The organism is Brevundimonas sp. GW821-FHT12C05 (genome assembly GCF_058807475.1).
The window spans coordinates 934,491-960,029 of sequence record NZ_JBXAQS010000001.1; the positions used below are offsets into that span (position 1 = coordinate 934,491).

The 25,539-nt window shown below is 70.8% G+C and carries 28 protein-coding genes and 1 tRNA gene; 16 read left to right on the plus strand and 13 right to left on the minus strand.

What is annotated here, in order from left to right:
- Window positions 1-152: 152 nt before the first annotated feature.
- The gene (locus AC1RRF_RS04460) at window positions 153-452 is read left to right on the plus strand and encodes a sel1 repeat family protein (protein WP_291836381.1); all 300 of its coding nucleotides are present in this window, start codon (window positions 153-155) and stop codon (window positions 450-452) included.
- 155 nt (window positions 453-607) lie between these two features.
- Here AC1RRF_RS04460 and AC1RRF_RS04465 read toward each other — a convergent pair whose 3' ends face one another.
- Complete coding sequence (locus tag AC1RRF_RS04465) at window positions 608-1,375, minus strand: polysaccharide biosynthesis/export family protein (protein ID WP_492833189.1); 768 nt, start codon at window positions 1,373-1,375, stop codon at window positions 608-610.
- Window positions 1,376-1,497: 122 nt separating this feature from the next.
- On the opposite strand from AC1RRF_RS04465, the gene AC1RRF_RS04470 reads away from it, so the two are divergent.
- Entirely contained in the window at window positions 1,498-2,943 is a 1,446-nt protein-coding gene (locus AC1RRF_RS04470; RefSeq protein ID WP_492833191.1) for a GumC family protein, read from the plus strand.
- Window positions 2,944-2,997: 54 nt separating this feature from the next.
- The gene (locus tag AC1RRF_RS04475) at window positions 2,998-3,699 is read left to right on the plus strand and encodes a P-loop NTPase family protein (protein ID WP_492833193.1); all 702 of its coding nucleotides are present in this window, start codon (window positions 2,998-3,000) and stop codon (window positions 3,697-3,699) included.
- Between the two features lie 109 nt (window positions 3,700-3,808).
- On the opposite strand, the gene AC1RRF_RS04480 is transcribed toward AC1RRF_RS04475, so the two are convergent.
- From AC1RRF_RS04480 to AC1RRF_RS04495, 4 genes are read right to left on the minus strand one after another with little or no spacing between them, the layout of a single operon-like run.
- Complete coding sequence (locus tag AC1RRF_RS04480) at window positions 3,809-4,744, minus strand: glycosyltransferase (RefSeq protein ID WP_492833195.1); 936 nt, start codon at window positions 4,742-4,744, stop codon at window positions 3,809-3,811.
- The gene (locus AC1RRF_RS04485; RefSeq protein WP_492833197.1) at window positions 4,744-5,706 is read right to left on the minus strand and encodes a glycosyltransferase family 2 protein; all 963 of its coding nucleotides are present in this window, start codon (window positions 5,704-5,706) and stop codon (window positions 4,744-4,746) included. The genes AC1RRF_RS04480 and AC1RRF_RS04485 overlap by 1 nt, the downstream gene beginning before the upstream one ends.
- The gene (locus tag AC1RRF_RS04490) at window positions 5,703-7,151 is read right to left on the minus strand and encodes a lipopolysaccharide biosynthesis protein (protein ID WP_492833199.1); all 1,449 of its coding nucleotides are present in this window, start codon (window positions 7,149-7,151) and stop codon (window positions 5,703-5,705) included. Before AC1RRF_RS04490 ends, AC1RRF_RS04485 begins: the two co-directional genes overlap by 4 nt.
- Window positions 7,152-7,159: 8 nt before the next feature.
- Complete coding sequence (locus tag AC1RRF_RS04495; RefSeq protein WP_492833201.1) at window positions 7,160-8,725, minus strand: exopolysaccharide biosynthesis polyprenyl glycosylphosphotransferase; 1,566 nt, start codon at window positions 8,723-8,725, stop codon at window positions 7,160-7,162.
- Window positions 8,726-8,844: 119 nt separating this feature from the next.
- Between AC1RRF_RS04495 and AC1RRF_RS04500 the strand changes: the two genes are divergently transcribed.
- A tRNA-Ser gene (locus AC1RRF_RS04500) sits at window positions 8,845-8,936 on the plus strand.
- Between the two features lie 71 nt (window positions 8,937-9,007).
- Here AC1RRF_RS04500 and AC1RRF_RS04505 read toward each other — a convergent pair.
- On the minus strand, window positions 9,008-9,907 hold the full coding sequence (locus AC1RRF_RS04505) for a LysR family transcriptional regulator (RefSeq protein WP_492833203.1): 900 nt from the start codon (window positions 9,905-9,907) through the stop codon (window positions 9,008-9,010).
- A 106-nt stretch (window positions 9,908-10,013) separates the two neighbouring features.
- Between AC1RRF_RS04505 and bla the strand changes: the two genes are divergently transcribed.
- The 5 genes from bla (at window position 10,014) to AC1RRF_RS04530 (ending at window position 15,231) form a co-directional block, all read left to right on the plus strand.
- A complete protein-coding gene (bla, locus tag AC1RRF_RS04510) occupies window positions 10,014-10,967 on the plus strand; it encodes a subclass B3 metallo-beta-lactamase (RefSeq protein WP_492833205.1) in 954 nt (317 codons plus the stop codon).
- Window positions 10,968-11,038: 71 nt separating this feature from the next.
- Window positions 11,039-11,599, plus strand: a complete 561-nt coding sequence (locus AC1RRF_RS04515; RefSeq protein ID WP_492833207.1) for a hypothetical protein — start codon at window positions 11,039-11,041, stop codon at window positions 11,597-11,599.
- Between the two features lie 102 nt (window positions 11,600-11,701).
- The gene (locus tag AC1RRF_RS04520; RefSeq protein WP_492833209.1) at window positions 11,702-12,007 is read left to right on the plus strand and encodes an SCP2 sterol-binding domain-containing protein; all 306 of its coding nucleotides are present in this window, start codon (window positions 11,702-11,704) and stop codon (window positions 12,005-12,007) included.
- A 76-nt stretch (window positions 12,008-12,083) separates the two neighbouring features.
- Complete coding sequence (locus AC1RRF_RS04525; RefSeq protein ID WP_492833211.1) at window positions 12,084-13,292, plus strand: acyl-CoA dehydrogenase family protein; 1,209 nt, start codon at window positions 12,084-12,086, stop codon at window positions 13,290-13,292.
- A gap of 55 nt (window positions 13,293-13,347) precedes the next feature.
- Window positions 13,348-15,231, plus strand: coding sequence for an ABCB family ABC transporter ATP-binding protein/permease (locus AC1RRF_RS04530; protein WP_492833213.1), 1,884 nt, complete (start codon window positions 13,348-13,350; stop codon window positions 15,229-15,231).
- A 109-nt stretch (window positions 15,232-15,340) separates the two neighbouring features.
- Here the strand turns inward: AC1RRF_RS04530 and AC1RRF_RS04535 are convergent, their stop codons facing one another.
- The 4 genes from AC1RRF_RS04535 to AC1RRF_RS04550 form a co-directional block, all read right to left on the minus strand.
- Complete coding sequence (locus AC1RRF_RS04535) at window positions 15,341-15,811, minus strand: chemotaxis protein CheE (protein WP_492833215.1); 471 nt, start codon at window positions 15,809-15,811, stop codon at window positions 15,341-15,343.
- On the minus strand, window positions 15,808-16,380 hold the full coding sequence (locus tag AC1RRF_RS04540) for a response regulator (protein WP_492833217.1): 573 nt from the start codon (window positions 16,378-16,380) through the stop codon (window positions 15,808-15,810). The genes AC1RRF_RS04535 and AC1RRF_RS04540 overlap by 4 nt, the downstream gene beginning before the upstream one ends.
- A 90-nt stretch (window positions 16,381-16,470) precedes the next feature.
- The gene (locus AC1RRF_RS04545; protein ID WP_492833219.1) at window positions 16,471-17,421 is read right to left on the minus strand and encodes an acetyl-CoA carboxylase carboxyltransferase subunit alpha; all 951 of its coding nucleotides are present in this window, start codon (window positions 17,419-17,421) and stop codon (window positions 16,471-16,473) included.
- 85 nt (window positions 17,422-17,506) lie between these two features.
- The gene (locus tag AC1RRF_RS04550; RefSeq protein WP_492833221.1) at window positions 17,507-18,406 is read right to left on the minus strand and encodes a site-specific tyrosine recombinase XerD; all 900 of its coding nucleotides are present in this window, start codon (window positions 18,404-18,406) and stop codon (window positions 17,507-17,509) included.
- A 110-nt stretch (window positions 18,407-18,516) separates the two neighbouring features.
- Here AC1RRF_RS04550 and AC1RRF_RS04555 point away from each other — a divergent pair, with 110 nt between their 5' ends.
- From AC1RRF_RS04555 to AC1RRF_RS04565, 3 genes are read left to right on the plus strand one after another with little or no spacing between them, the layout of a single operon-like run.
- The gene (locus AC1RRF_RS04555) at window positions 18,517-19,074 is read left to right on the plus strand and encodes a shikimate kinase (protein WP_492833223.1); all 558 of its coding nucleotides are present in this window, start codon (window positions 18,517-18,519) and stop codon (window positions 19,072-19,074) included.
- Entirely contained in the window at window positions 19,071-20,177 is a 1,107-nt protein-coding gene (gene aroB, locus AC1RRF_RS04560) for a 3-dehydroquinate synthase (protein ID WP_492833225.1), read from the plus strand. The genes AC1RRF_RS04555 and aroB overlap by 4 nt, the downstream gene beginning before the upstream one ends.
- 5 nt (window positions 20,178-20,182) lie before the next feature.
- Window positions 20,183-20,767, plus strand: coding sequence for a GNAT family N-acetyltransferase (locus tag AC1RRF_RS04565; RefSeq protein WP_492834139.1), 585 nt, complete (start codon window positions 20,183-20,185; stop codon window positions 20,765-20,767).
- On the opposite strand, the gene AC1RRF_RS04570 is transcribed toward AC1RRF_RS04565, so the two are convergent.
- Together AC1RRF_RS04570 and tadA are read right to left on the minus strand one after the other, a co-directional pair.
- Complete coding sequence (locus AC1RRF_RS04570) at window positions 20,764-21,171, minus strand: MliC family protein (RefSeq protein WP_492833227.1); 408 nt, start codon at window positions 21,169-21,171, stop codon at window positions 20,764-20,766. The two genes, AC1RRF_RS04565 and AC1RRF_RS04570, sit on opposite strands and share 4 nt — an antisense overlap.
- A 34-nt stretch (window positions 21,172-21,205) precedes the next feature.
- Window positions 21,206-21,691 carry a tRNA adenosine(34) deaminase TadA gene (tadA, locus tag AC1RRF_RS04575; RefSeq protein WP_492833229.1) on the minus strand — a complete coding sequence of 162 codons (486 nt, stop codon included), beginning with the start codon at window positions 21,689-21,691 and terminating at the stop codon, window positions 21,206-21,208.
- Between tadA and AC1RRF_RS04580 the strand changes: the two genes are divergently transcribed.
- The 4 genes from AC1RRF_RS04580 (at window position 21,680) to rsmD (ending at window position 24,901) form a co-directional block, all read left to right on the plus strand.
- Window positions 21,680-23,191 carry a pseudouridine synthase gene (locus tag AC1RRF_RS04580; protein ID WP_492833231.1) on the plus strand — a complete coding sequence of 504 codons (1,512 nt, stop codon included), beginning with the start codon at window positions 21,680-21,682 and terminating at the stop codon, window positions 23,189-23,191. The genes tadA and AC1RRF_RS04580 overlap by 12 nt on opposite strands.
- Window positions 23,192-23,209: 18 nt before the next feature.
- Window positions 23,210-23,626 carry a GFA family protein gene (locus tag AC1RRF_RS04585; protein ID WP_492833233.1) on the plus strand — a complete coding sequence of 139 codons (417 nt, stop codon included), beginning with the start codon at window positions 23,210-23,212 and terminating at the stop codon, window positions 23,624-23,626.
- 67 nt (window positions 23,627-23,693) lie between these two features.
- Window positions 23,694-24,329 carry a TMEM175 family protein gene (locus tag AC1RRF_RS04590; protein WP_492833235.1) on the plus strand — a complete coding sequence of 212 codons (636 nt, stop codon included), beginning with the start codon at window positions 23,694-23,696 and terminating at the stop codon, window positions 24,327-24,329.
- Complete coding sequence (rsmD, locus tag AC1RRF_RS04595; protein ID WP_492833237.1) at window positions 24,326-24,901, plus strand: 16S rRNA (guanine(966)-N(2))-methyltransferase RsmD; 576 nt, start codon at window positions 24,326-24,328, stop codon at window positions 24,899-24,901. The genes AC1RRF_RS04590 and rsmD overlap by 4 nt, the downstream gene beginning before the upstream one ends.
- Here rsmD and AC1RRF_RS04600 read toward each other — a convergent pair.
- The gene (locus AC1RRF_RS04600) at window positions 24,876-25,451 is read right to left on the minus strand and encodes a hypothetical protein (RefSeq protein WP_492833239.1); all 576 of its coding nucleotides are present in this window, start codon (window positions 25,449-25,451) and stop codon (window positions 24,876-24,878) included. The two genes, rsmD and AC1RRF_RS04600, sit on opposite strands and share 26 nt — an antisense overlap.
- Window positions 25,452-25,539: the final 88 nt, after the last annotated feature.

The window sequence follows — 25,539 nt, forward strand, 5'->3', positions numbered from 1 at the left end:
ATTTCAGAGGTCTTTACGGGGCGAAGAAAGTTCGGCGGATTCGTCTGAAAAGACGCTCCGGGCGCGCGCTGTTAACTCTGTATTCAAACCGCGGGTCTTTCACTCGGGTCACAGGACGAGGCCAGAACGGCCTGCGAACCGGAGACACGGTGATGAACGCGCAAGAAACGGCGCCTGAGATGGTCGAAGAGGCTCTGCCCCTGCCGACCGCGGACATGAACGGGGACGACCTGTTCCGTCTGGGCATGATGTATTCCACGGGCCAGAACGGCTGTCCCATGGACCGCGTCTCGGCCCACATGATCTTCAACCTCGCCGCCATGAAGGGCTCCGTCGAAGCGCGCGTCTACCGCCGCGAGATGAGCCAGGAGATGGAGCAGGAAGAGATCAGCGAGGCCCAGAAGGCCGCGCGCCGCTACATCGACGCCGGCGTGGTGAAACTCGCCGCCTGACGGCGGCTCGCCTGTCTTGGTGGGCCGCGGTCGTCGGCCCTTCGGGACCTCCCGACCCGACGCGGCCTGGCGCTTCGCGCATGGCCGATCACGACCGAAGACGAGCTGATCCGCGCTCAAGCAGCGAGCGACCGCGTCGCGAGCGCTAGCGCCCCTTAAAAGTTCTGGTACTGCCCGCCGATGGCGTAGGTGAATCCGATCGGCAGCGCGTTGCGGAACTGGGTGACCCAGTTGGCGACCTCGGCCAGTTCGGTGCGGGGCACATAGATGATGTCGCCGCGCCGCAGGGCCACGACCTCGCCGCGCCGCGGACGCAGGTCCACCGCCCGCAGCATGCGCGAGCCGTTGCGGCCGCGACGGATCAGGGCGACCTGGTCCTGCTTGGCGCCCGGCAGGTAGTCGCCCGCCTGGATGACCGCCTGATAGGCGTCCAGATCGCCGGTCATCTCGATCATGCCCGGCGTGCGGACCTCGCCGCCGACCCAGACCCGGATCGGACCCGCCGTCTTCAGCGTCACTTCGACCGTCGGGCGGCGCAGCTGGCTGGCGTAGGCGGTCGAGGCGTCGGCTTCCAGTTCGGCGATGGTGCGGTCCGCGGCCATCAGCTGGCCGACCAGCGGCAGGGAGATCCGGCCGTCCGGCCCGATGCGCTGGGTGCGGGTCAGCTCGACGGCGGTCGGCGTCGCGATCTCGATCTCGTCGCCCGGGTACAGGACGTATTCCGGCTCGTCGTCCGACCAGTCGGAGAAGCCGATCTCGGGGAAGGAGGTGCGGCTGACCCGCTCGACCCGGCCGCCGCCGGCGCCGGATGCGGCGGGCAGGGGCAGGCGCGAATCGTCGCCGCCTGACATCCCGCCGCAGCCCGCCAGGGCCCCGCTCGCGCCGAGAAGGCCGAGGAGCATCAGGCGGCGGTCAATGGACATGGCGGAATCGCTCCCGAAAGCGGTGTTGGCGGCAAGGTGGAGGGTTATGGGTAACCCATGGTTAACGCGGGTAGGCGAAGTCTGAGGTTCACAGTCCCGTTTGATGGAATCAGTCCGCCCGAATGCGCACGACGGCCTACACGACAGTCCGGCCGCGCTACGGCTTCGCTGACATCGTCGGCCTGCTGTTCCGCGAACTGCTGCTGATGATCGTGATCTTCCTGGCCGTGTTCGCGCTGGGCATGGCGGCGGTGCTGACGCTCAAGAAGACCTATACGGCCACCTCCACGGTCTATGCGGGCGCGGGGCAGGAGTATGTGTACCAGCCGCGCGTCGGCCTGAGCGACCGCACCGGCCAGCCGCTGGAGGCCTCGGCCGTGGCCCAGGCCGAGGCGCGGATCCTCGGCAGCCTGGAGGTCAAGCGTCGCACCGTGGAGGTGCTCGGCGCCGACGCCATCCTCGGCCCGAAAGCCAAGGGAACCCCGGCCCAGAAGGAAACCGCCGCGCTGAAGGCGCTCGACGGCGGCCTGGGCGTCGGCACGACCCCCGCCAGCGCCATCATCTCGGTCTCCTATGAAGCGGGCGACCCCGAGCGGGCCGCGCGGGTGCTGAACGCCGTCATCGACCAGTATCTGATCCAGCGCCGCGCCGTGTTCCGCGATCGCGCCAGCCCGGCTTTCACCGCCCAGCGCGAGGCCTTCGAGGGTGAGCTGGGCGAGGCCGACAACGCCTACGAGGCCTTCCTGCAGTCCAATGACATCGGCGATTTCGCGACCGCCAAGGCCACGCTGGCGGCGACCTACCAGACCACCTTCGCCGAGACCCTGTCGGTCCGCGCCCAGCTGAATCAGGCCTCGCAGCGCCTGCGCACCCTGGAGGCCCAGCTGGCCCAGCAGCCCTCCGAGGTGGTGCTGCAGCAGGACCTGAACATCTCGGCCCAGGACCAGATCCTGACGCTGCGCACCGAGCGTGAGAACCTGCTGGCGCGCTATACCGAGGACGCCCAGCCGGTGCGCGACATCGACCAGCGCATCGCCCAGCTGCAGGCCTATGTGGCCACGGGCACGACGGTGGGGGCCAAGGAGGTCCGCACCGGGCCCAGCACCATCTTCACCGAGATCGAGACCGCCCGCATCAACGCCGCCGCCGACCGCGACGCCCTCGGCGCCCGGCTGTCGGTGCTGGAGGGGCAGCTCAACACCCTGCGCGAGCGGCAGTCGCACCTGACCCAGCTGGAATCGACCAACTCGACCCTGGCCGGCAATCGCGAGGTGCTGACCGCCAAGGTGCGCGAGTTCCAGCAACGCGAGACCGAGGCCCGCGCCGACAGCGCCCTGGTCGCCGCCGGCGCCGACAACGTCACCGTCATCGCCCGCGCCGAGGCTCCGACCAAGGGCAAGAGCCTGAAGGTTCCGCTGCTGGCCGCCGTCTTCCTGTTCGCCGGCTTCACCGCCCTGTGCATCGGCCTGCTGCGGGTGTTCACGCGCCGGGGCTACGTCACCCCCGCGTCGACCGGCCGCACGCTGGACATGCCGGTTCTGGCCGTCGCCCCGATGAAGGCCCGATGAGGCGGGCGGGAGCCGTGGTAGCGTTCAGGCTGAAGACAGGCGCGTAACGATTCGATGGTCGATCTGACGTCCGAAATGGCGGCTCTCTGGGCGGCGCTGGGTCCGGCGCCGGGCCATCGCGGCCGCGTGATCCAGATCGTTTCAGCCAATACCGGCGAGGGCGCCTCCACCGTCGCGCGTGAGTACGCCCGTCTGGCCGCCGTGCGCGCCCGCCGCCCGGTCTGGCTGGTGGACGCCGATCTGGCGCAGCAGGGACAGGTCGAGGCCATGGCCGCCGAGCCCGAACGCTTCGGCCGCGCGGGCAAGGCCGCCATGGCCACGCCCGACGGTTCCATCTTCTTCGCCATCACCCCGCGCGTCACCGACCGCGAGGGCAAGCCGGTGCATCCGGCGCGGCTGGTCACGGCGCGGCCCTTCCTGGGCGGGCGGCTGTGGGGCACCCGGTTCGCCGGCGAACACCTGCGCTCGGGCCAGCGGGCCGAGGTGCTGGGCGACGCCCGCTACTGGGACGCCCTGCGCCGCCACGCCGACACCGTGGTGATCGATTCTCCAGCCGCCGACCGCAGCGACACGGCCATCACCCTGGCGCCCTTCGTCGATGCGACGGTGCTGGTGGTGGCGGCGGGCGGCGCCGCGGCGGGCGACCCGCTGATCCTGCGCGACGAGATCGAGGCCGTGGGCGGCAAGATCGCTGGCGTGGTGGTCAACCGCTCGACCTACAATCCGCCGGCCTTCCTGCGCCGCCTGACGGGCTAGACCATTTTTGCTTCAGGTCGGGACGACCTGAATCCAAAAAATGGTCCAGCATCAAACTGGAGCGAAATCTGAGCCGAGTTGGACGACGTCCAACTCGACCGATTTCGCTCTAGACCCGCTCCAGCCGGGCGACCTCGGCGGTTCCGTAGAACTGGGGCTCGAAGCCCTTCATCCAGAACAGCTTGCCGATCCCGCGCGCCGTGCGGTCGTATATCTCGGCGCGCTTCGGGCTGGCGATCAGGGTCAGGACCAGCGAGGCCGCGCCCCAGACGACGGCCTGCGCCGCGCCGATCACCATCCAGCGCAGGACGCCGGGCCAGTTGCGCGCAGCGGCGGCGGTCTGGCTGGGGCCCTGCCCATAGGCGAAGGCGCGGGTCAGGGCGTAGCTCAGGGTGGCGCGGTGGGCGGGGGCGAACTCCTCGACCCAGGCGTCGGCGGCCCAGCCGAAACGGCCGCCCCGGGCCGACAGCGCCGCGAACAGCACGTCGTCCTCGCCGCCCGTATGGTCCGCCGAGGCGCTGAACGGGGCGTCGCCGGGCAGGGCGGTGGCCCGCACCAGCAGGGAGTTGCCGCAACCCCACGGGTGGTCAATCAGACCGGTCGTCGCCGGGCCTTCGCGGCCGAAGAAGCGTTCGAGATAGGGCTTCAGCCACGCCTGCGCCTCGGGGGCGCGACCGGTGATGGGGCCGAAGACGGCGTCGGCGCCGGTCTGGACCTGCGCGGCCAGCAGGGCGGCCAGCCAGCCGGGCGAGGCGGCTTCGTCGTCGTCGAGGAAGGCGATCAGGGGGGCGTCGGTGGCGGCCAGTCCGGCGTTGCGTGCGCGGGCCACGCCGGGTGTCGGCTCCGACACATAGATCAGCGGCCAGGGGCTCTGCGCCTTCAGGGTCTCGATCAGGGGGGCGGCGGAGGCGGTCGGGTCGTTGTCGACCACCACGATGGCGGAAACCCGCTGTTCGACGCCGGTCTGGGCGAACAGCGAGCGCAGGGCGCGCTCCAGGCTCTCGGGCCGCCGCAGGGTCGGGACGATGACGGCGACGTCGCCCATCACACCGCGTCCGCGTACAGGGCCGCGCGGTACAGGCGCAGGGAGAAGGCCCGCGCGGCGACCGGTAGGCGCTCCATTCCGGCGACGCGGCGCATCAGGGCCCGCAGCCGGGGCAGGGCGGGCAGGGTCTTGAGCAGTTTCGCCGCCTTGTAGCTGGGATAGGCGGCGACGATCTCCGGATGGCGGGCGGCCATGCGGGCGAAGTTCGGGGCCGACTGCTCATACTTGCCCGCCAGCGCCTGGACGGTGTCCAGACCCATGTGGGTGGCCGGGTTGTCCAAGTGGACGACGCGGAAGCGGCGGGAGACGCGCATCGCCCACTCCACATCCTCCCAGCCCCAGCCGGTGAAGCCCGGGTCGAAGGCCTCGGCCTCGAACACGTCGCGGCGAACCAGCAGGTTGGAGGTGTAGACGTATTTCTCGGGCTGTTTGGCGCGCTCGGTATAGGGCACGCACTCGGACTTGGCGGCCATGGCCCGGTGGACCTGGAATTTCGCGTCGGTCGGAGCCTGCAGCAGGGAGAAGCCGCCGAAGGCGACGGCCGGATCCTCGCGCGAGACCAGATCGGCCCAGTCACGCAGGAAGCGGCGATGGTCAGGCCGCATGTCGCTGTCGAGGAACAGCAGGCTGCCGCCGCGCGCGGCCGAGGCCAGCCGGTTGCGCCCGATGGCGCGGCCCTCGTTGGCGGGCAGGGTGATCAGGCGAGCGGGCAGGGCCATGGTCTTGACCTGAGCGACCAGGCGGGCGGTCAGGTCGGCGTCGGCGGTGCCGTCGTCCAGCACGACGATCTCGACCGCCCCGTCGACCGAGGCGGCCTCCTCGTCGAGCAGTTGCAGCAGCTCGGCCGGATCGTCGCGCAGGAAGGGGATCAGGACCGAGACCGCCGGACGGGCGGCCTTGCGCGCGGCATTGTCGGTGATCTTCACCTTGGAGGTGGAGACCTTGGGAGCGGGCGTCTTCATGCGGCGACCTTTCCGGCGCGGCGGCGCGCGATCAGGCGCAGGGCCACGTCGCGGACCCCGGCGGCGTTGATGGTCAGGGCGACGGCGGCATAGACGACCGCGCCGACGGTGGCGTCCAGCGCCAGTTCGAACACGCCGCCGATGGGGGGCAGGACCGAGACGGCGGCGGCCATGACGGCCATGGCGACGCCGCAGCGGACCAGGGCCTCCCACGGCACCGGCAGGGGCAGTACGCGGCGGCCCAGCGCCATGGTGGCCAGCATGCCCAGGCCGAAGCTGGCGGCGGTCGCCCAGGCCGCGCCCATGACGCCGAAGCGGGGCACCAGGATCAGGTTCAGGATCACATTGGCGCCCGCTGGAATGGCCATGGCCATCAGCAGGTGCTTGGTCTTGCGGCCCAGGGTGAAGGCCTGGCCGAAATAGTAGGCCGTCAGGCCGTACAGCAGGGCCGACAGGGCGATCCACGGCGTGATCGAGGCGGCGGCGACGCGCAGGTCCTGACCGATCAGCACCTCGGCCAGCGGACGGGCGACCAGGGCCACTCCGGCGGCGGCGGGCAGGCCGACCAGCAGGAAGGTGGACAGTTGTTCGCGGGCGGCGATCTTCAGCCGATCCGCCCCGCCGCGCTCCAGAGCCATGACCAGCGCCGGCTGACCCGCCGAGCCGAGCCACAGGAACAGGACGTCGAGGGTGCGGTTCGCGATCGAATAGCCGGCGTGATAGGCGCCCACCGCCGCCTCGTCCATGAAGGCGGCCAGCAGGAAGCGGTCGGTCGAGGACAGCACCACCGTCAGGGCCAGCGACATGGCGATGGGGTAGCCGTACAGCGCATAGTTCCGCATCCGCTCGGGTTCGAACCGGCCCTCGCGCGCCTGTTTCAGCTCGCCGGGCAGGACGAAGGGCAGGGCCAGCAGCGGCGCGAGGCCCAGGCCCAGCAGCGGCGCCGCGCCGCCCGCGCCCGCCAGGGCGAAGCCGACGCCGATGACCAGGCTGCCGATGGACACCGCCATGTCGAAGCCGGCGGCCTTGCGGACCTCTCCGGCGGCGCGGAAACGCTCCTGGCCCAGCTTCATCAGGCAGCGGGCGGGGGCGCCGGCCAGGCCGACGGCCAGGGCGGTCTTGAACAGCAGGTCCGTCGGCCACAGCCACAGGCCCACGCCGACGACCACCAGGAACACGAGGCTGAGCCCGAAGGCGGTGCGGTACAGGCTGGCGAAATGGCCCTGCAGCGAAGCCCCGCTCTCGGCGGCCCAGAACCGCGCCATCGAGGCTTCCAGCCAGCTGAACACCGCCACATGGGCCAGCGTCATGACCGAGAAGGCCAGGGCGTAGCGCCCGAAGTCCTCGGGGCTGAGCAGACGGGTGAAGAGGACGATGGTCAGGAAGCCGACCACGCCCTGCACGATATTGGCCGGCAGGTAGCCCCAGACGCCTTTCCAGAACATCTAGCGGCTCACCGGATCGCCGAACGGTCGCCCAGCAGGACGGGGATGGTGACGGCCATGATCCACAGATCCATCCACAGGCTCTGGCGCTCCACGTAGTCGATATCCAGTTGCACCCGGCGGCGCACGTCCTGGGCGGTGTGCAGCGGCCCGCGCGAGCCGTTGACGGCGGCCCAGCCGGTCATGCCGGGCTTGATGCGGTGGCGATGGGCGTATTCGGCGACCAGGCGCGCGCTCTCGACGTGGCCGGTCTTCATGCCGATGGCGTGGGGGCGCGGGCCGACCAGCGACATCTCGCCGGTGATCACGTTCACCAGCTGCGGCAGTTCATCCAGGCTGGTCTTGCGGATGAATTTTCCGACCCGGGTGACGCGGTCGTCGTCATGGGTGACCTGGCGGCTGGCGGTGGCGTCGGCCGCCTCCTGCCGCATGGAGCGGAATTTCCAGACCACGATCTCTTCCTGATTGAAGCCGTGGCGGCGCTGGCGGAACAGGATCGGGCCGGGGCTGTCCAGACGGATGGCCACCGCGATCAGGGCCATGACCGGAGCCAGCGGCACGAAGGCGATCAGGCCGACGATCAGGTCCTGCAGCCGCTTGTTGAAGGCGCGGCGGTCGGCGTCGACCGAGCCCTGGATGTCGGCCAGGGGCGCGGCGGCGAGGCGGTCCAGGGCGGACGCCATCTCCTGTTCGCCATTCGGCTCGACCAGCAGGGTGACCTCGTTGGGCAGGGCGCCCAGCCGGGCGGTCAGGTCGCGCACCCGGGCCTCGGCCTTGGGATCGATGGCCAGCACCACGCGGTCGACATAGGGCGTCATCTTGTGGGTCAGCAGGTCGTCGGCGGCGCCCAGCACCGGCACGCCCTCGATGGCCCGGGGGCTGCGCGCCAGACGGTCGTCGAAGATGCCCAGCACGTTCAGGTCACGGCGCTTCAGCGCCTCGCGGATGAGGGCCTCGGCGTGGCGGGTGGCGCCGACCAGCACGATGTTCGGCGTCAGGGCGCCCGTGGCGCGCCAGCGGGCGACCAGGGCGCTCCACCCCATATGCAGGGCGATCAGGGCGGCGAAGGTCAGCCCGGCCCAGACGGTCCAGGCGGTCCACTGGGCTCCGGCGCCCGGACGCAGCAGGGCGCCCGAGGCGAAGGCGACGGCGGCGCCGACCGCGCAGACGGCGGCGACCGACAGCAGATGGGTCGTGGTCTTCTGACCGCGCGAGAACCGGTAGCGGCCCAGCGAGCGCAGCAGGGCCAGAATGGTCCCGGCGCCCAGGGCGAAGGGGGCGATGCGCGAGACCTCGGCATGCACCAGCACGCCGGGCGAGGCGGCCCAGGCGCACAGCAGGGTGATGCCGACCACGGCCAGGACGTCGAAGGCGCGGAAATAGTGGGCGGCCAGGCGCGAGGCGTGCCGCTGGCGCGCGTTCAGCCAGACCTCGGGCCGGAAGGGGCCACGCCGGGCGGCTCCGCCGTCGTCGCTCGCGCTCGCGGCCGCCGGGCGCGCTGACGACGGGCGTGCCGCCGCCGCACGAAGCGACGGGGCGTCAGGGCTGGAGAGGCGGCTCGCGGCGTCGGTCATCATGCTCGGACGAAGAGTTCTCGCACATCATGCACAACCCGACTGACTGTCCCGTTAACGCTCGCATGCGTCTGACCCGTTGCGCCGTCCGAAATGCTCGGCTAAGCACGCCGCCTGCCGGAGACGTGGCCGAGTGGCTGAAGGCAACGGTTTGCTAAATCGTCGTACCCTGTAAGGGGTACCGAGGGTTCGAATCCCTCCGTCTCCGCCAGAACCTTCCCCTGATCAGAGCTGAAGAACGCCCCGCGGGGCGGCGATCCGCCGCGCTCCGGACGTGTGCGGTCAGGGTTGCGCGGACCGAATCTCGCGGAGCTCGAGGGCCGCTTTGGCGTGCGTCCATTCACGGAAGGCCGCCATGGCGGGGCTGTCGGGCCGCGAGTTCAGCCGGGTCAGCCAGTAGCCGCCCAGATGGACGTCGATGTCGAAGGGCCGGACCAGACGCTCGGCGGCCAGGTCGCGCGTGAACATGGCGGCGGGCGCCAGCGCCACGCCGAGGCCCGAGGCGGCGGCGGCCGTCATCAGCACCGAACTGTCGAAGACCGGGCCGCGCAGGGGCGGGCAGGGCGCCTGCGCGGCCTCGAACCAGCGGGTCCATTCGTCGGCGCGATAGGACCGCATCAGGGTTTCGCCGGTCAGCGACGCGGGACCTTTCAGGCGGGCGGCGACCGAGGGCGCGCACAGCGGCGTCAGCGGCGCGCTCAGGATCGGCTCCGCGTGGGTTCCATGCCAGGCCCCGTCGCCATAGCGGACGGCCAGGTCCAGCCCCTCGCCGGCCAGATCGACCCGGTTGTTGTTGGTCATGATCCGCAGGTCGATGTGCGGATGAGCCCGGGCGAAGGCGTCCATGCGCGGCAACAGCCAACCGCCCGCGAAGGCGCCGACCACGCCGACGGTCAGCACCTCCTGCAGTCGCCCGCCCGCGTAACGGTCCAGCGTCGCGCCCACCCGGTCGAAGGCGTCCGCCAGCACCGGAACCAGGGCCTGCCCCTCATCGGTCAGGGCCAGGCCGCGCGGCAGGCGGCGGAACAGGGTCACGCCCAGTCGCTGCTCCAGTTGGGCGACCTGATGGCTGACGGCGCCCTGGCTGACGCATAGCTCGATGGCGGCGCGGGTGAAGTTCAGGTGTCGGGCCGCCGCCTCGAAGGCGCGAAGGGCGTTGAGGGGCAGTTGGGCGCGATCCATGGCTCTGGCATGAAATCATCTCATGGCTTTGTCCAGATATGATGGTTTGTGCGGCGGGCGCCCGGTTCGCATCCTCATTGGCATCCAACCTTTTCGGGAGAGCGTGATGAGACGAGTTTCAGGCCTTGCGGCCATGGCCCTTGCCGCCGTGATGGCGGGCTGTGCGCAGGCGGAGGAGCCCCAAACGCCGCCGGGAGCGAGGCAGGAGACCGCCCCCGGGCAGGACCCGCTGATGCAGCCCATCGCGCCGGAATATGCGCGGCGCTGGCTGGGCGTGGAGATGCCGGTGAAGCTGTACGGCAATACCTATCTTGTGGGCTTCTCCGGCCTCGACGTCGCCCTGATCTCGACGTCGGACGGGCTGGTGCTGATCGACGGCGCCCTGCCGCAGGCCGTTCCGGCCATCGAGGACAACATCCGCCGGCTCGGCTTCCGGATCGAGGACGTGAAATACATCCTCAGCACCGAGCCCCACTACGATCATGCGGGCGGTCTGGCGGCGTTGGCCCGTGACACCGGCGCGACGGTGATCGCCAGTCCGGCCGCCGCGGCCGTGCTGCGCCGGGGCCGCAGCGGGGCCGATGACCCGCAGGCGGCCTGGCTGGAGCCCTTCCCGGCGGTGGAGCGGGTGCGCGCGCTTCGCGACGGCGAGATCCTGCGGCTGGGCGAGGTCGAGATCACCGCGCGGGCCACGCCGGGGCATACGCCGGGCAGCATGAGCTGGAGCTGGCGGTCGTGCGAGGGCGCGGACTGCAAGGCCGTGGTGTTCGGCTCCAGCCTGAACCCCATCGCCGCCGACGGCTATCGCTTTTCGGATCCGGCGAACCGGGCGCTGCTGGACGGTTTCCGGCGGACCTTCGACAGCCTGCGGACCATGCCCTGCGACATCCTGCTGACGGCTCATCCGGACCAGTCGGGCGGGGACGTGCGGCTGGCGCAGTTGCGGCAGGGGACGACGCCCAATCCCTTCATCGACCCGACCGCCTGCCGGGCCTATGCCGACAAGTATGAGGTCCTGCTGGAGCGGCGGCTGGAGCGCGAGCGTAACCCCGCGGACTGATCGGCGGGCGGTTCCTAGGGCGGGGCGCGAACCAAACGCCGGTTCGCGCCTTTCCTTCGCGGAGCCGCCTCATGTCCATCGATCCCGCCACATCACGCCGCCGTCCGGGCTTCCGCCCGTGGATGGCCGTCGTCCCGCTGGTCGCCGTGGCGGTGACGGGGGCGGGTATGCTGGCGCTGCGTGCGCCCTTGCCCGGCGCGGCGCCGATCGGCGGCTCCCGCATGGCGGTTGAGGTCGTCGCGCCGGTCGAACCCGAGGTCCAGCCCGGCGGAACCATGGAGGTCGGCGAACTGGTCGACGGTTACACCCATGTCGCCATCCAGCCGCAGGCCGCGGGAGAGGATGTCTATGATCCCGGCTACCAGACCGCCTGGGTTGAGCCCCTGCCGCCCCTGCGCACACCGGAACCGACGACATGGGCGGGCGGCGAGGCGGTCGTGTCGCCGACCCAGGTCCAACCCCAACCACAAGGCGGCCGGTTCGGCTTCGACACGCCCGGCCCGGACTATGCGGCGGAGCGTCGCGCGCGGCAGGAGCGGCTGGATCGCATCCAGGCCGAACAGGCTGCGCGGGGCGCGGCCGGAGCGCCCGTGACCTCGCCCGGACTGGACCGCGACAACGCCTTCTACTGACATCTTTGCAAGCGATGGCGTGAACTTGACCCGGCGTGATCTTGGCAGCCGCGCCTGCGAGGTCTAGGTCGGAAGCTCAACCGTCCCTATGGAGAGACGCTCATGGCCGATCTGGCTCAAGTCACCGAACACATCCGCGGCGCCGTGGGCGACAATTCCGGTCTGGGCAAGACCGTGAAGATCGACCTTGGCGACGCCGGCAAGATCTTCATCGACGGCGCCTCGTCGCCGAACACCGTCACGAACGACGACAAGCCCGCCGACGCCACCGTCACCATGAGCTGGGACGACTTCATGGCCATGTCGGAAGGCAAGCTGGACGGCATGATGGCCTTCATGCAGGGCAAGCTGAAGATCACGGGCGACATGATGATCGCCCAGAAGCTGCCGGCGCTGCTGAAGCGCTGAGCTTGAAGACCACGATCTGATTTTTGCGGCGCGGTCCCGGAAGAGGGCCGCGCCGTTCTTGTACCGGAGGACGACCATGGATTTCCGTCACAGCGACAAGGGCCTGCACTGGCAGGAACGCGTGCAGCGCTTCATGGACGAGAAGGTCCTGCCCCGCTCGGCGGACTACTGGGCCGAGGTCAGGGCCGACCACACCGTCCAGCCGAAGACCATGGAAGAGATGAAGGCCCAGGCCAAGGAAGCGGGCCTCTGGAACATGTTCCTGCCCGGCGACCACGGCGCGGGCCTGACCAACCTCGAATACGCCCCGCTAGCCGAGATCATGGGCCGCCACCTGTGGACGGCCGAGGTGTTCAACTGCAACGCTCCGGACACCGGCAACATGGAAGTGTTGCACATGTACGGGAACCCCGAGCAGCAGGCGAAGTGGCTGAAGCCGCTGATGGCCGGCGACATCCGCTCGGCCTTCCTGATGACCGAGCCGGCCGTCGCTTCGTCCGACGCGACCAACATCGAGACCTCGATCGTCCGCGACGGCGACCACTACGTCATCAACGGCCGCAAATGGTGGTCGACCAACATGGGCCACCCGAACGTCGCGATCACCATCGTGATGGGCAAGACCGACACCGGCGCCGCCACCCACCAGCAGCAGTCGCAGATCCTGGTGCCGACCGACACGCCCGGCTTCCGCGTCGAGCGGATGCTGTCGGTGTTCGGCTATGACGAGCGCCCGATCGGCCACGCCGAGGTGGTGCTGGAGAACGTCCGCGTGCCGGTCGAGAACCTGATCGCCGGCGAGGGCCGGGGCTTCGAGATCGCCCAGGGCCGCCTCGGGCCGGGCCGCATCCACCACTGCATGCGCACCATCGGCGCCGCCGAGCATGCGCTGGACCTGATGGTCGAACGCCTGCTGAGCCGCACGGCCTTCAAGAAGAAGATCGCCGAGCACTCGGTGTGGGAACAGCGCGTCGCCGACGCCCGCATCAACATCGAGATGTGCCGCCTGTCGGTGCTCAAGGCCGCGTGGATGATCGACCAGGCCGGCGCCAAGAACGCCAAGTCAGAGATCGCCCAGATCAAGGTCGCCGCGCCGCGCATGGCCCTGCAGATCATCGACGACGCCATCCAGGCCTTCGGCGGCGCCGGCGTGTCGGGCGACACCCCGCTGGCCGAGCTGTACGCGGGGGTTCGCACCCTGCGCCTGGCCGACGGTCCGGACGAGGTCCACAACCGCACCATCGCGCGGCTGGAGTACGCCAAGCACGGCGGTCGCGGGGGCTGAGCGTCCGTCCGCCCTTCCGTCCGGCGGCCCATGGGGCCATATGCCGGGCATGGCGATGAGAGGCGAACGCGGGGCCGGGCGACGGCAAGGCTCTGAAGCGAAGGCGGCTCAGGCCGGCGTGACCGCGCCGGTCGACGGGCCGCCGACCCTGCAGGCGCTGGCCGACCTGCTGCGTCTGGTCGGCCGATCGAACGCGCCGCAGCTGAAACTGCGCCTGGTCGCGGCCATTGGCATGACCCTGGCCGGCAAGGGACTGGGCGTGCTGGCGCCGCTGGTGCTGGGGGCGGCGGTCAACCATCTGGCGGCCGGGCAGGGGGCCGAGGTCGCCATCGGCCTGGGCTTCGCGGCCTTCGCCCTGGGCTGGGCCGTAGTCCGCCTGCTGTCGGCCATCGCGCCCAACGCCTCGGACGTGGTCTTCGCGCCGGTCCGTTCGGCGGCGCAGCGCACGGCGGCGACCGAGACCTTCGCCCATGCGCTGAGCCTGTCGCTGGACTTCCACCAGACCAAGCGGTCCGGCTCGCTGTCTCGGACCATGGATCGCGGCTCCCGGGCCGTGGACTTCCTGTTGAGGATCCTGGCCTTCAACCTGGTGCCCACCGGCGTGGAGTTGGTCCTGGCGGCCGGGGTTCTGGCGGGCAAGTACGACTGGCGTTTCGGCGCGGTCGCCGTGGCCGTGGTGGCGATCTACGCCGTCTCGACCTTCGCCCTGTCGAACTGGCGGATCGAGCACCGCCGGATCATGAACGCCGCCGACACCCAGGCGGCGGGCCTCTCGGTCGACGCCCTGCTGAACTATGAGACGGTCAAGTCCTTCGGGGCCGAGGCGCGGGCGGCGCGCAGCTACGATGCGGCGCTGGGCGACTACACCCGGGCGGCGCTGAAGGCGAACAGCTCGCTGGCTCTGCTGAACGTCATCCAGGCGGTGATCATGAACGTCGGCCTCGGCGTCATGGCGGTCATGGCTGGGTTCGAGGCGGCGGCGGGCCGGATGGGACCGGGCGACGTGACCGCGGCGGTGCTGATCATGATCAGCCTCTACGCGCCGCTGAACATCCTGGGTTTCGCCTATCGGGAAATCCGCCAGTCCTTCATCGACATGGAGGAGATGCTGAAGGTCACGCGCCAGACGCCGCAGGTGGCCGATGCGCCCGACGCCCGCCCCCTGGCCCGCGCCGTGGGCGTCAACGGCGCGGCACTGACCTTCGAGCACGTCGGCTTCCGCCACGACGCCCGCGCCAACGGGCTGGAGGACGTCAGCTTCCATGCCGAGCCGGGCACCACAACGGCGCTGGTCGGGCCGTCCGGTTCGGGCAAGTCCACGATCGTGAAGTTGGCCCTGCGCCTGCTGGACCCGCAGGAAGGGCAGGTGCTGATCGACGGCGTGGACGTGCGCGAGGTGACGCAGGAGAGCCTGCGCGCGGCCGTCGCCCTGGTGCCGCAGGACGTGGCCCTGTTCAACGACACCCTGCGCGCCAACATCGGCTTCGCCCGTCCCGACGCGGACGAGGCGGCCATCTGGGCGGCGGCGGAGGCGGCGGAGCTGGCGGTGTTCATCGGCCAGCTGCCGGACGGGATGGACACCGTCGTGGGCGAGCGTGGCCTGAAGCTGTCGGGCGGCGAGCGCCAGCGCGTCGGCATCGCCCGCGCCCTGCTGGCCGATCCCTGCATCCTGATCCTGGACGAGGCCACCAGCGCGCTGGACAGCCGCACCGAGGCGGCGATCCAGAAGACCCTGCGCAAGGCCCGGACGGGGCGCACCACCCTGGTGGTCGCCCACCGCCTGTCGACCATAGCCGACGCCGACCAGATCCTGGTGCTCAAGGCCGGGCGGATCGTCGAGCGCGGCGCCCACCATCAGCTGGTGGCGCGTCAGGGCGGCGAGTATGCGGCCCTGTGGCGCAAGCAGACGCGCGGCGCGCGGACCGGGGTTCCAGTCTAGAGCGAAATCGGTTGAGTTGGACGCAGTCCAACTCGGCTCAGATTTCGCTCCAGTTTGATGCTGGACCATTTTTTGGATTCAGGTCGATCCGACCTGAAGCAAAAATGGTCTAGCTGGGCTGCCCCAGCTTCCGGTCGACCATCTTGTCCAGGCTTTCGCGCACCTGACGGCGGGCCTCCGCGTCCTCGGACAGGGCCAGCAGCAGCTGCAGCGACTGGGCGTAGACGGGCAGGACGCGCCAGTCGAAGGGCCGTTCGGGCGTCACCGCGTCGATCAGGTCGCACAGGCCCAGGGCGACGGCGCGGATATCGTCCATGCCGAACGGGCCGACGCTGTCGATGACGCCGTTGGCCGTTCGATAGGCGACGCCCAACGCGGCCGTCGCCTGCTCCGGCGTCTCCGGCGGGACGATCGCGGCCAGTTCGGCGACCCGGTCGGCCACCTCGGCGGCGCAACGGGGCTGAAGCGCCTCCAGATTGGCCTTGGCGTTGGTCAGGGCCGTGCCGATGCTGACGCCGCCGGCCTCGTCGATGATCTTGGACAGGCGAGACCGGCGCCGGTTGTGGGTGATGACGGTCATTCGCCCTGCTCCGCGAGGGCGGCGGCCTTCTCCGCCGCGTGCCGCTGCTTGCGCAGGACGTCCGCGCGGCGTTCCACGTCCGGCGGACGGCCTTCTCGGAACCGGCGGTCGGGGCCGAAGTAGTCGCCGACCTCGAGGAAGGGCCGGGTGTCGCGGGCGACGAAGACGATTCGCTCCAGCAGACCGGCGGCGCTGAACGGCTTGGTGATGACGAAGTTGGCGCCGCAGTCCCGCGCCTCGGTCACGCGCGAGCGGCGGACGTGGGTGGCGGTCATGATCACGGGGGCGAAGGCGTTGGGGTCCAGCCCCGAGCGGCGCAGCCAGCGGACCAGCTCATAGCCGTCCATGTCGGGCATCTCGGTATCGACGACCAGCAGGTCGATCGGATGGTCCTTCAGGATTTCAATGGCTTCGGCGGCGCTGTGGCAGGCGTAGCGGGTCTTGATGCCGAAGCCGAGCAGGGCGCTGGCCGTGATGTCCAGACCGAACGGCGAATCGTCGACGACCATGGTCACGGCGCCGGTCAGATTGATCACCGCGCTTTCGCGCAACCCCTCCAGCGCACTCATGCCGTACTCCACAATGGCGGGTGCGACTCAATCCCGCGAAGCGTGAAAAGGCTTGGCAGCAGGCGGTATTCAGAAGGTTAACGGCGAAGCCTAGCCGAGGCGACCGATCGCATAGAAACGGTCCGCCCGCGCCTTGCGCAGCTGGTCGGGCGACAGGCCCGCCATGGCGTCCAGTTCCTCGATCAACACGTCGCCGACCGCCTGGATGGCGGCGTCGCGGTCCGAATGGGCGCCGCCGACGGGCTCGCCGATCACGCGGTCCACGATCTTGAGTTCCATCAGGTCCGGAGCGGTGATCTTCATGGCCATGGCCGCGTCCCGGGCCCGGGTGCCGTCCCGCCACAGGATGCCCGCGGCGCCTTCGGGCGAGATGACCGAATAGATCGAGTGTTCCAGCATCAGCACGCGGCTGGCCGCGGCGATGGCGATGGCCCCGCCCGACCCGCCTTCACCGGTGATGGTGGCGATGGAGGGGACGCCCAGGGTCAGGCCGCGCTCGGTGGAGCGGGCGATGGCCTCGGCCTGGCCGCGTTCCTCGGCGCCGAGGCCCGGATAGGCGCCGGCGGTGTCGACGAAGGTGAGCACCGGCAGGCCGTACTGCTCGGCCAGGTCCATCAGGCGAACCGCCTTGCGATAGCCCTCGGGCCGGGCCATGCCGAAATTGTGGGTGATGCGGGTCTGGGTGTCGTGACCCTTCTCGTGGCCCATGACCACGACCGGACGGCCGCGCAGACGCGCCAGGCCGCCCAGGATCGCCTGGTCGTCGCCGAACTGCCGGTCGCCCTTCAGCTCGACGAAGTCGGTCAGTAGGCCCTCGACGTAGTCGACGAAGTGGGGCCGCTGCGGGTGGCGCGCGACCTGGGTCTTCATCCACGGATCGAGCCCGCCGTAGATCTTCTTGCGGAGCTGGTCGGCCTTCTTCTTGAGGCCGTCGATCTCGGAATCGAACGAGCCGGCGGTCGAGGCGAGCAGCGACAGCTCCTCGATCTTCGCCTCCAGATCGGCGATCGGCTTTTCGAACTCGAGGTAGTGCGTGGCCATCAAGGCGTCCGGAACTGGCGCGCCGCGCGGCGCATCGGAAGGCGGCGGAACCTAGTCAGGTCAACGCCGGTGAGCAAGCGGCGGTTCAGTCGTCCCTCGCAAGCGGGTGTTTTGACCGCACCATCTGGCTGAGCCGGTCGGTGGCGACATGGGTGTAGATCTGGGTCGTGGAGATGTCGGCGTGGCCCAGCAGGGTCTGGACGATGCGCAGGTCGGCGCCGCCCTCCAGCAGGTGGGTGGCGAAGGCGTGGCGCAGGACGTGGGGGCTGACCCTGGCCGGATCGACGCCGGCGTCGATGGCCGCCTGATCCAGCAACTGGGCGAAACGGCGCGGCGTCAGGGCGTTCCGGCCGACCGGGGAGGGGAAGAGCCACGGGCTGTCGGGCGTTTCGGGCTTGCGGGCGGCGTCGCGGACGGTCAGCCACGCCTTCACCGCCTCGCGGGCCGAGAGGTTGAGCGGGGCCAGCCGCTCCTTGCCGCCCTTGCCGCGCACGATCAGCCAGGCGGGATCGCGGCGCACGGCCTCGACCTTGAGCGCGAGCAGTTCCGAGACCCGCAGGCCCGAGGCGTAGGCCAGCTCGACCAGCGCCACCAACCGGATTCCGGCGGCCCCGTCGCGGGCGGCGGAGGCGGCCAGCAGGCGCTCGATCTCCTCGCGGCTCAGGGTGTGGGGCAGGGGACGGCCCTGTTTCGGGGCGTCGAGCCGGCGTGAGGGGTCGTCCGTTCGCCAGCCCTCCCCCAGGGCGAAGCGGTAGAACTGGCGCACGGCGGCGCGGCGGCGCGACTGGGTGGCCGGGGACAGGCCCCGGGCGGCCAGACCGGCGTACCAGGCTTCGACCGCCGTCTCGTCCGCCGTCAGCAGTCCGCCGTCGATCCCGCCCTCGGCGTCGGCCAGATCGCGGCCATAGGCGGACAGGGTGTGGGGCGAGGCGTCGCGCTCGACCGCCATCATCTCCAGAAAGGCCTCGATCTGGGGGCTGCTCACCGCGCCCCCTTCGCCGGAGCGCCGCTTCGTGTAGAGGTGACGGGAACCATGACGTGCCTGCGCCCTTCCTCCCTGCCGTTCGCCCGCCGCCCGCATCCGCGAGGCCGGCGATGACCGATTCCGAAGCGATTCCGCTGCATGAGCGCACCATAGCCCTGGTCGGGCTGATGGGGGTGGGGAAATCGACGGTGGGGCGGCGGCTGGCCCGGCGGCTGGGCCTGCCGTTCGCGGACGGCGACATCGAGATCGAGGCGGCGGCGGGCATGACGGTGTCCGAGATCTTCGCCAGCCTGGGCGAGGGCGATTTCCGGGCCGGAGAGGCGCGGGTCATGCGCCGCCTGCTGGAAGGCCCCCGCCTGGTGCTGGCCACCGGCGGCGGGGCGATGCTGAACCTTGAGACCCGCGCCCTGATGAAGACCAACGCCGTGACGGTGTGGATGCGCGCCGACCTGGAGACCATCGCACAACGGGTGGCGCGGCGGGACACCCGGCCCCTGCTGCGCGGCCGTGATCCCCTCGAGGCGCTGCAGTCGCTGGCCGAGGCGCGCTATCCGGTCTACGGCGAGGCCGATGTGACGGTCGACGTGGCCGGCGGCGCGCATGCGCAGGCGGTCGAGGCCATCGTGCAGGCGCTCAAGGCCCATGGGGCGGTGGAGGCGAAGACGTGACGACGACGGTTCCGGTCTCGGGCGGGGACTTCCGCCCCTATGACGTCGTCGTGGGGCGCGGCCTGCTGGGCGAACTCGGCGCGCGGGTGGCTCCGCTGGCCAAGGGCCGCACCGTGGTGGTGACTGACGAGACGGTGGCCAACATCCACGGTCCGGCCGTGCTGAAGGCGTTGGACGACGCGGGCGTGCGCGCCCGACTGCTGGCCGTTCCGGCGGGGGAAGGCTCCAAATCCTTCGCCGAGCTGGAACGGGTGCTGGACCGGATGCTGGCCTTCGGCCTGGACCGCAGCGACGTGGTGGTGGCGCTGGGCGGCGGCGTGGTCGGCGACCTGGCCGGCCTGGCGGCGGCGCTCTACATGCGCGGAATCGACTTCGTGCAGGTCCCGACGACCCTGCTGGCCCAGGTCGACAGCTCGGTCGGCGGCAAGACGGCCATCGACACCCCGCGCGGCAAGAACCTGATCGGCGCCTTCCACCAGCCGCGGCTGGTGCTGGCCGACATCGACGTGCTGGCCACCCTGCCGGAGCGTCAGCTGCGCTCGGGTTGGGCCGAGGTGCTGAAGCACGGCCTGATCTGCGACGCGGCCTTCTTCGACTGGCTGGCCGGAGAGGGCGCGGCGGGGGCCAAGGGCGATGCGGCGGCGCTGGAGCGGGCGGTGGTCCGCTCGGTCGAGATCAAGAGCGCCGTGGTCGGCGAGGACGAGAAGGAGGCGGGCAAGCGCGCCCTGCTGAACCTGGGCCACACCTTCGGCCACGCCATCGAGGCCGAGCTGGGCTTTGACGAGCACCTGCTGACCCACGGCGAGGCGGTGGCGCTGGGCTGCGCCATGGCCTTCCGCTTCTCGGTCGCGACCGGGGTCTGCGCGCAGGCGGACGCCGACCGGGTCGAGGCGGTGACCGCGGCGGCGGGGCTGCCGGTCCGGCTGAGCGAGGCCGGGCGCTTCAAGGCCGAGGCTCTGATCCAGCGCATGGCGGGCGACAAGAAGGCCGAGGGCGGGCGCCTGACCCTGGTCCTGGCCCGCGCCATCGGCGACAGCTTCGTGGACAAGAACGTCGACCGCGCGGCCCTGACCGCCTTCCTGAAGGCCGAGGGCGCGGCGTGAGCCCGATGATCCTGCGGACGGAGGTCCTGCAGGACCGCTTCGTGCATCTGGAGCCGTTCACGGAGGCGCTGAAGGACGAGGTCCGCGCGGCGCTGGACTGCGATCCGGCGGCCTGGGACATCATGGTCAGCGCCGCCTACGGCCCCCATTTCGAGGACTGGTGGGCCTCGGCCCTGTCCGCCATGGCGGCGGGGAGCCGCATCGCCTGGGCCGTCCGGCGCAAGGCCGACGGCCTGCTGGTCGGCACGACCAGCCTGTATGAGATCAAGCCCGACTATCGCCGCTGCGAGCTGGGCTCGACCTTCTACCGGCCCGAGGCGCGGGGCGGGCCGGTCAATCCGGCGTGCAAACGCCTGCTGTTGGGTCACGCCTTCGACGCGGGGGCGGTGCGGGTCGAGATCGTCACCGACGCCGTCAATCCCAGGAGCGGGGCGGCGATCCGCAAGCTGGGGGCGCGGGACGAGGGGGTGCTGCGCAAGCACAAGATCACCTTCACCGGCCGCATTCGCGACACGGCCCAGTTCGCGATCCTGGATGAGGACTGGCCTGAGGTGCGCGCCCGTCTGGACGCCCGGCTGGCCGCCTTCTAGTCCACCGCGCGACAGTCGGTCGGCGGCTGGCCGTCGGCGGTCCAGGTGGCCAGGATGCCCTTGCCGCGTAACTCATAGCCTGAGGCGCGATACCAGATGCCGTCCGCCGAGCGTTCTTGGAACAGGTCGACCGCCTCGCCGCCGGAGTTGCGCACGGTGGCCATCTGGCGCGGATTGTCGAAGTCGACCGACAGGCGCTCGCTGTTGGCGCACAGGTAGACGGTGCGGATCACCCGGTTGAGGGCGCGGTCCTGAAGCTCGGCGCCGGTGCGGCGGCGCGCGGTCTGGGCCTCCTGCGCTCGGTCGCGGACCGAATCGCCGTCGGTCGGAGCCTCGGAAGGCTTCGGTCCGCAGGCGGCCGCCGCCATCAGGATGACGAGGGCCGGGGCGATCAGGGTCTTCATGCGGAACAAGCCTTGCCGTTACGGGGTCGGCGGATCAACGCGCCGTGTCCGCCGCTGTTCCTTTGCGCCGGGCGCGGAAGAAGGCGCGCAGCAGGTCGCCGCCCTCGGCCGCCAGAAGGCCGCCCTCGACGACGGGCCGCCAGTGGCAGGTGGGCTGGTCGAAGAAGCGCGGGCCGTGGGCGACGGCGCCGCCCTTGGGATCGTCCGCGCCCCAGACCACGCGACCGATGCGGGCGTGGCTGATGGCCCCGGCGCACATGGCGCAGGGCTCCAGCGTCACATAGAGGGTCAGGCCGGTGAGCCGGTAGTTGCCCAGCTTTTGGGCCGCCGCGCGCATGGCGACGATCTCGGCGTGGGCGGTCGGATCGTGGGCGCCGATGGGGCCGTTTCGGCCTTCCGCGACGACCTCTCCGGTGGATTCATCGACGATGACGCAGCCGACGGGGGTCTCGCCCGCGTCCGCCGCCGCTTGCGCACAGGCCAAGGCCATGTGCATGAACCGCTCATCATGGCCTTCCATCCCCGAGACAACGACAAGAAGCCGCGCCCGCGTCAAGACGGCGACCGCGACGGCCCCCGCAAACCCTACGTCAAGCGCGTCGAGAGCGCCGATGGCGAGCGCGGCCCCGCCAAGGGCAAGCCCTTCGCCAAGGGCCCCCGCAAGGACGGGCCGGGCGGCGACAAGCCCGCCGGCAAGTTCGGCTCCAAGCCCGGCGGCAAGCCCGCCGCCGACGAGGCGCCCAAGCGCAGCGAGCGGATCGCCAAGGCCATGGCCCGGGCGGGGATCGCCTCGCGCCGCGAGGTCGAGCGCCTGATCGGCCTGGGCAAGGTGGCCGTGAACGGCAAGATCCTGGACACGCCCGCGACCCTGGTGACCCGCGACGACGTGATCACGGTCAACGGCAAGCCCATCGGCGCCGCCCAGGCCACCCGCGTCTGGCGCTATCACAAGCCCGCCGGCCTGGTGACCTCGCACAATGACCCGCAGGACCGCCCGACGGTGTTCGACGCCCTGCCCAGCGGCCTGCCGCGGGTGATCTCGGTCGGCCGCCTGGACTTGAACACTGAGGGCCTGCTGATCCTGACCAATGACGGCGAACTGAGCCGCGCGCTGGAGCTGCCGCAGACCGAACTGGTGCGCCAGTACCGCGCCCGCGCGCGGGGCCGGGTGACCCAGCTGCAACTCGATTCGCTGAAGGACGGCGTGACCGTCGACGGCGTCCGCTACGGCCCGATCGAGGCCCGGCTGGAGAAGGCCGTCGAGAAGAGCGACAGCGAGGGGCGCGGTCCGGCGAACCTGTGGATCAGCGTCTCGATCACCGAGGGCAAGAACCGGGAGGTCCGCAAGGTGCTGGAGCATCTGGGCCTGACCGTGAACCGCCTGATCCGCCTGGCCTACGGTCCGTTCCAGCTGGGCACCCTGCCGATCGGCTCGGTGGAGGAGGTCGGCCCGCGGGTGATCCGCGAGATGCTGGCCGAGCACATCCGCCCCGAGAACCTGCCCACCGGCAACACGGTGTCGACGCCCGCGCCGATCCCGGGCCGCCGCACCTCGGCGCCGATCGTCAAGGGCGCGTCCGGCTCGGCCATGTCCGATCCCTCGCGCAAGCCCAGCCGGACCCGCGCCGCCGAGGCGGCCTCGGGCGAGGGCGGCGAGACCGGTCGACGGGCGCCGAAGGGCGAGGGCTGGGCCAAGGCCAAGCCCAAGTTCGAGCACAGCAAGACCTTCAAGCCCCGCGAACGCACCGCCGCGGCCAAGCCCGAGGACGGCGACCGGGGCGAGCGTCCCAAGCGCGCCTTCACCCCGCGCGCGGACCAGTTCATCGACAAGCCGCGCGGCGCCGGCGGGCCTCGCAGCTCAGCGGGCAAGCCGGGGGCCAAGCCGGCCTTCGGGGCCAAACCCGCGGGCGCCAAGCCGGGTGGGCGCGGCTTCGGTAAGCCAGCCGGCGGCGGCGCGGCGCGTCCCGGCGGCTCGCGCCCCTCGGGCCCGCGCTCGGGTCCGCGCGGCGGCTCCCGCTAGGTTTCTGGAGGAAAGACGATGACTGACGCCCGCCTGTCCGGCCGGTGCCTGTGCGGCGCCGTGAGCTTCACCGCGGTTCCGCAGGGCGGCATGCACGCCTGCCATTGCGAGAGCTGCCGCCGCGTGTCCGGCGGCGTGTCCCTGAGCGCCGACTGCGGGGACAGCGTCGAGGTCTCCGGCCCGCTGTCGACCTATGACTCGTCGGACTGGGCCGAGCGGCAGTTCTGCCCGACCTGCGGCGCGGGCCTGTTCTGGCGGCTGAAGGCCGGCGGCATGACCATGGTGTCGATCCAGGCGTTCGACGATCCCGGGGCCTTCGCCTTCGAGAACGAGGTCTATATCGACTCCAAGCCCGGCAACTACGCCTTCGCCGGAGACCGTCCGCGCCTGACCGGGGCGGAGGTCGAGGCCCTGTTCGCGGGCGGCGAGGACTGACGGATCGACCACGGGCATTGCCCCGGTCCGAGTCGGAATGGCAGAGAGCTGCGACAAGGGGGCGCACATGACCGATCTCGCACACGAAGCCGAGCACAAGATGGACCCCAGCCTGCACAGGCTGTTGTTCTTCTCGGACGGGGTCTTCGCCATCGCGATCACGCTGCTGTCGATCGAGTTGCATGCCCCGCACGGCTGGGACGGGACACTGGTCGATCTGTGGCGGAAGGGGTGGCCGATGCTGTCGGCCTTCGCGGTCAGCTTCCTGGTCATCGGGGTGTTCTGGAACGCCCACCGCCGCATCTTCACGCAGATCACCCGCTACAGCGCCGGGGTCTTCATCACCAATCTGATGCTGCTGGGCTGCGTGGCCCTGATGCCGTTCGCGACCAGCCTGATCTACAGCCAGGGTGCGCTCGGCCAGACGCTGATGATCTATCTGTCCCTGGTGGCCGCGGCGGGGGTGATGCAGGGGCTGGTCTACGGCTACGCCGCCTTCATCAACGACAGCCTGATCCCGACGCCCCTCGCCAAGCGCGTCCTGACCTTCGTGTCCATGGTCGCCCTGCCGACGGTGATCTGTGGCGCGGCCCTGATGCTGGCCGCCGACGGCTCGATGCTGGGCCGTGTCATACTCGCCGTTCTGGCCGTCGCCCTGGTCGTGCTGCGCCGGGTGGTGGACCGGAAGCTGACGCCCGCATGAGGATCGTCGCCGGCAGTTTGAAGGGGCGCGCCATCACCGCGCCGGAGGGGCAGAACACCCGCCCGACCTCGGACCGGGCGCGGCAGGCCATCTTCAACGTGCTGGAGCACGCCGCCTGGGCCGAGCCGTTGGACGGGGCGCGGGTCATCGACCTGTACGCGGGCTCGGGCGCCCTGGGCTATGAAGCGATCAGCCGGGGGGCGGCCTTCGCCCTGTTCGTCGAGATCGAGGACGAGGCGCGCGGCGCCATCCGCGAGAACGCCGACGCCTGGGGCCTGATGGGCCGCACACGGGTGCATCGGCGCAGCGCCACCGACCTGGGCGTGCGTCCCGGCTCGGCGGGCGAGGCCTTCGACATCGCCTTCCTGGACCCGCCCTATCGTCAGGGCATGGGCGAACAGACGTTGGAGCGGCTGCTGGAAGGGAACTGGCTCAAGCCCGGCGCGACGGTGGTGTTCGAGCGCGGCTCGGACGAGCCGGAGATCGAGACGCCGGGATATGAACGGCTGGACGCCCGCGACTACGGCGCGGCGCGGGTGCTGTTCCTCAGGGCCCTGCCGACGGCGGGCTGAATCCGGGCGACACGGGGACCGTGTGTCCCCCGCCGGAAAAAACGGAGTGCACATCGTGCACTTTTTCAACTGGGACGGGGTGAGCTGCCGGGCCTTCGCGCGGCGGCAGGGCCAGCAGGCGGGCCTCCTCCTCGGTCTCGTCGTCTTCGCGCTGGTCGGCGGCCAGGATCGCATTGATCTGGGCGCGGCTCATGCCCGGGAACATCTCGGCGTCCATGGCGTCGACCGCGTCGCGCAACTCCAGCCACAGCCGACGCCAGCGCACGGCCTCCGTGGCCTTGCCGTGGCTGAGGGCCTGGACGAAGCGCAGCCGCGCCGTCTCGACCTGATCGTCCGGCGTGATGTCGGCGTAGATGGACAGGTCCGGATCGCCGGGCGCGGCATCGTCCTGATCCACGCGCCGCCAGCCGTATTTGCGGGCGCGGCGGCGGAAGGCCGACAGGCCCAGGTCATGGCGGCGGCACACCGTCTCGGCGTCCATGCCGTCCAGATAGTCGTCGCGGGCCTGTACCCAGGTCAGCGCGGATCGGATGCGATAGGGCTCGGTCATGGATCGCAGCGTAGAACGCCGGTCCGTCAAAATCGGACGTAAGGTCGGACGCGCGCGACCGGAGCCGCGCGCGTCCTTCTCGAGCCCT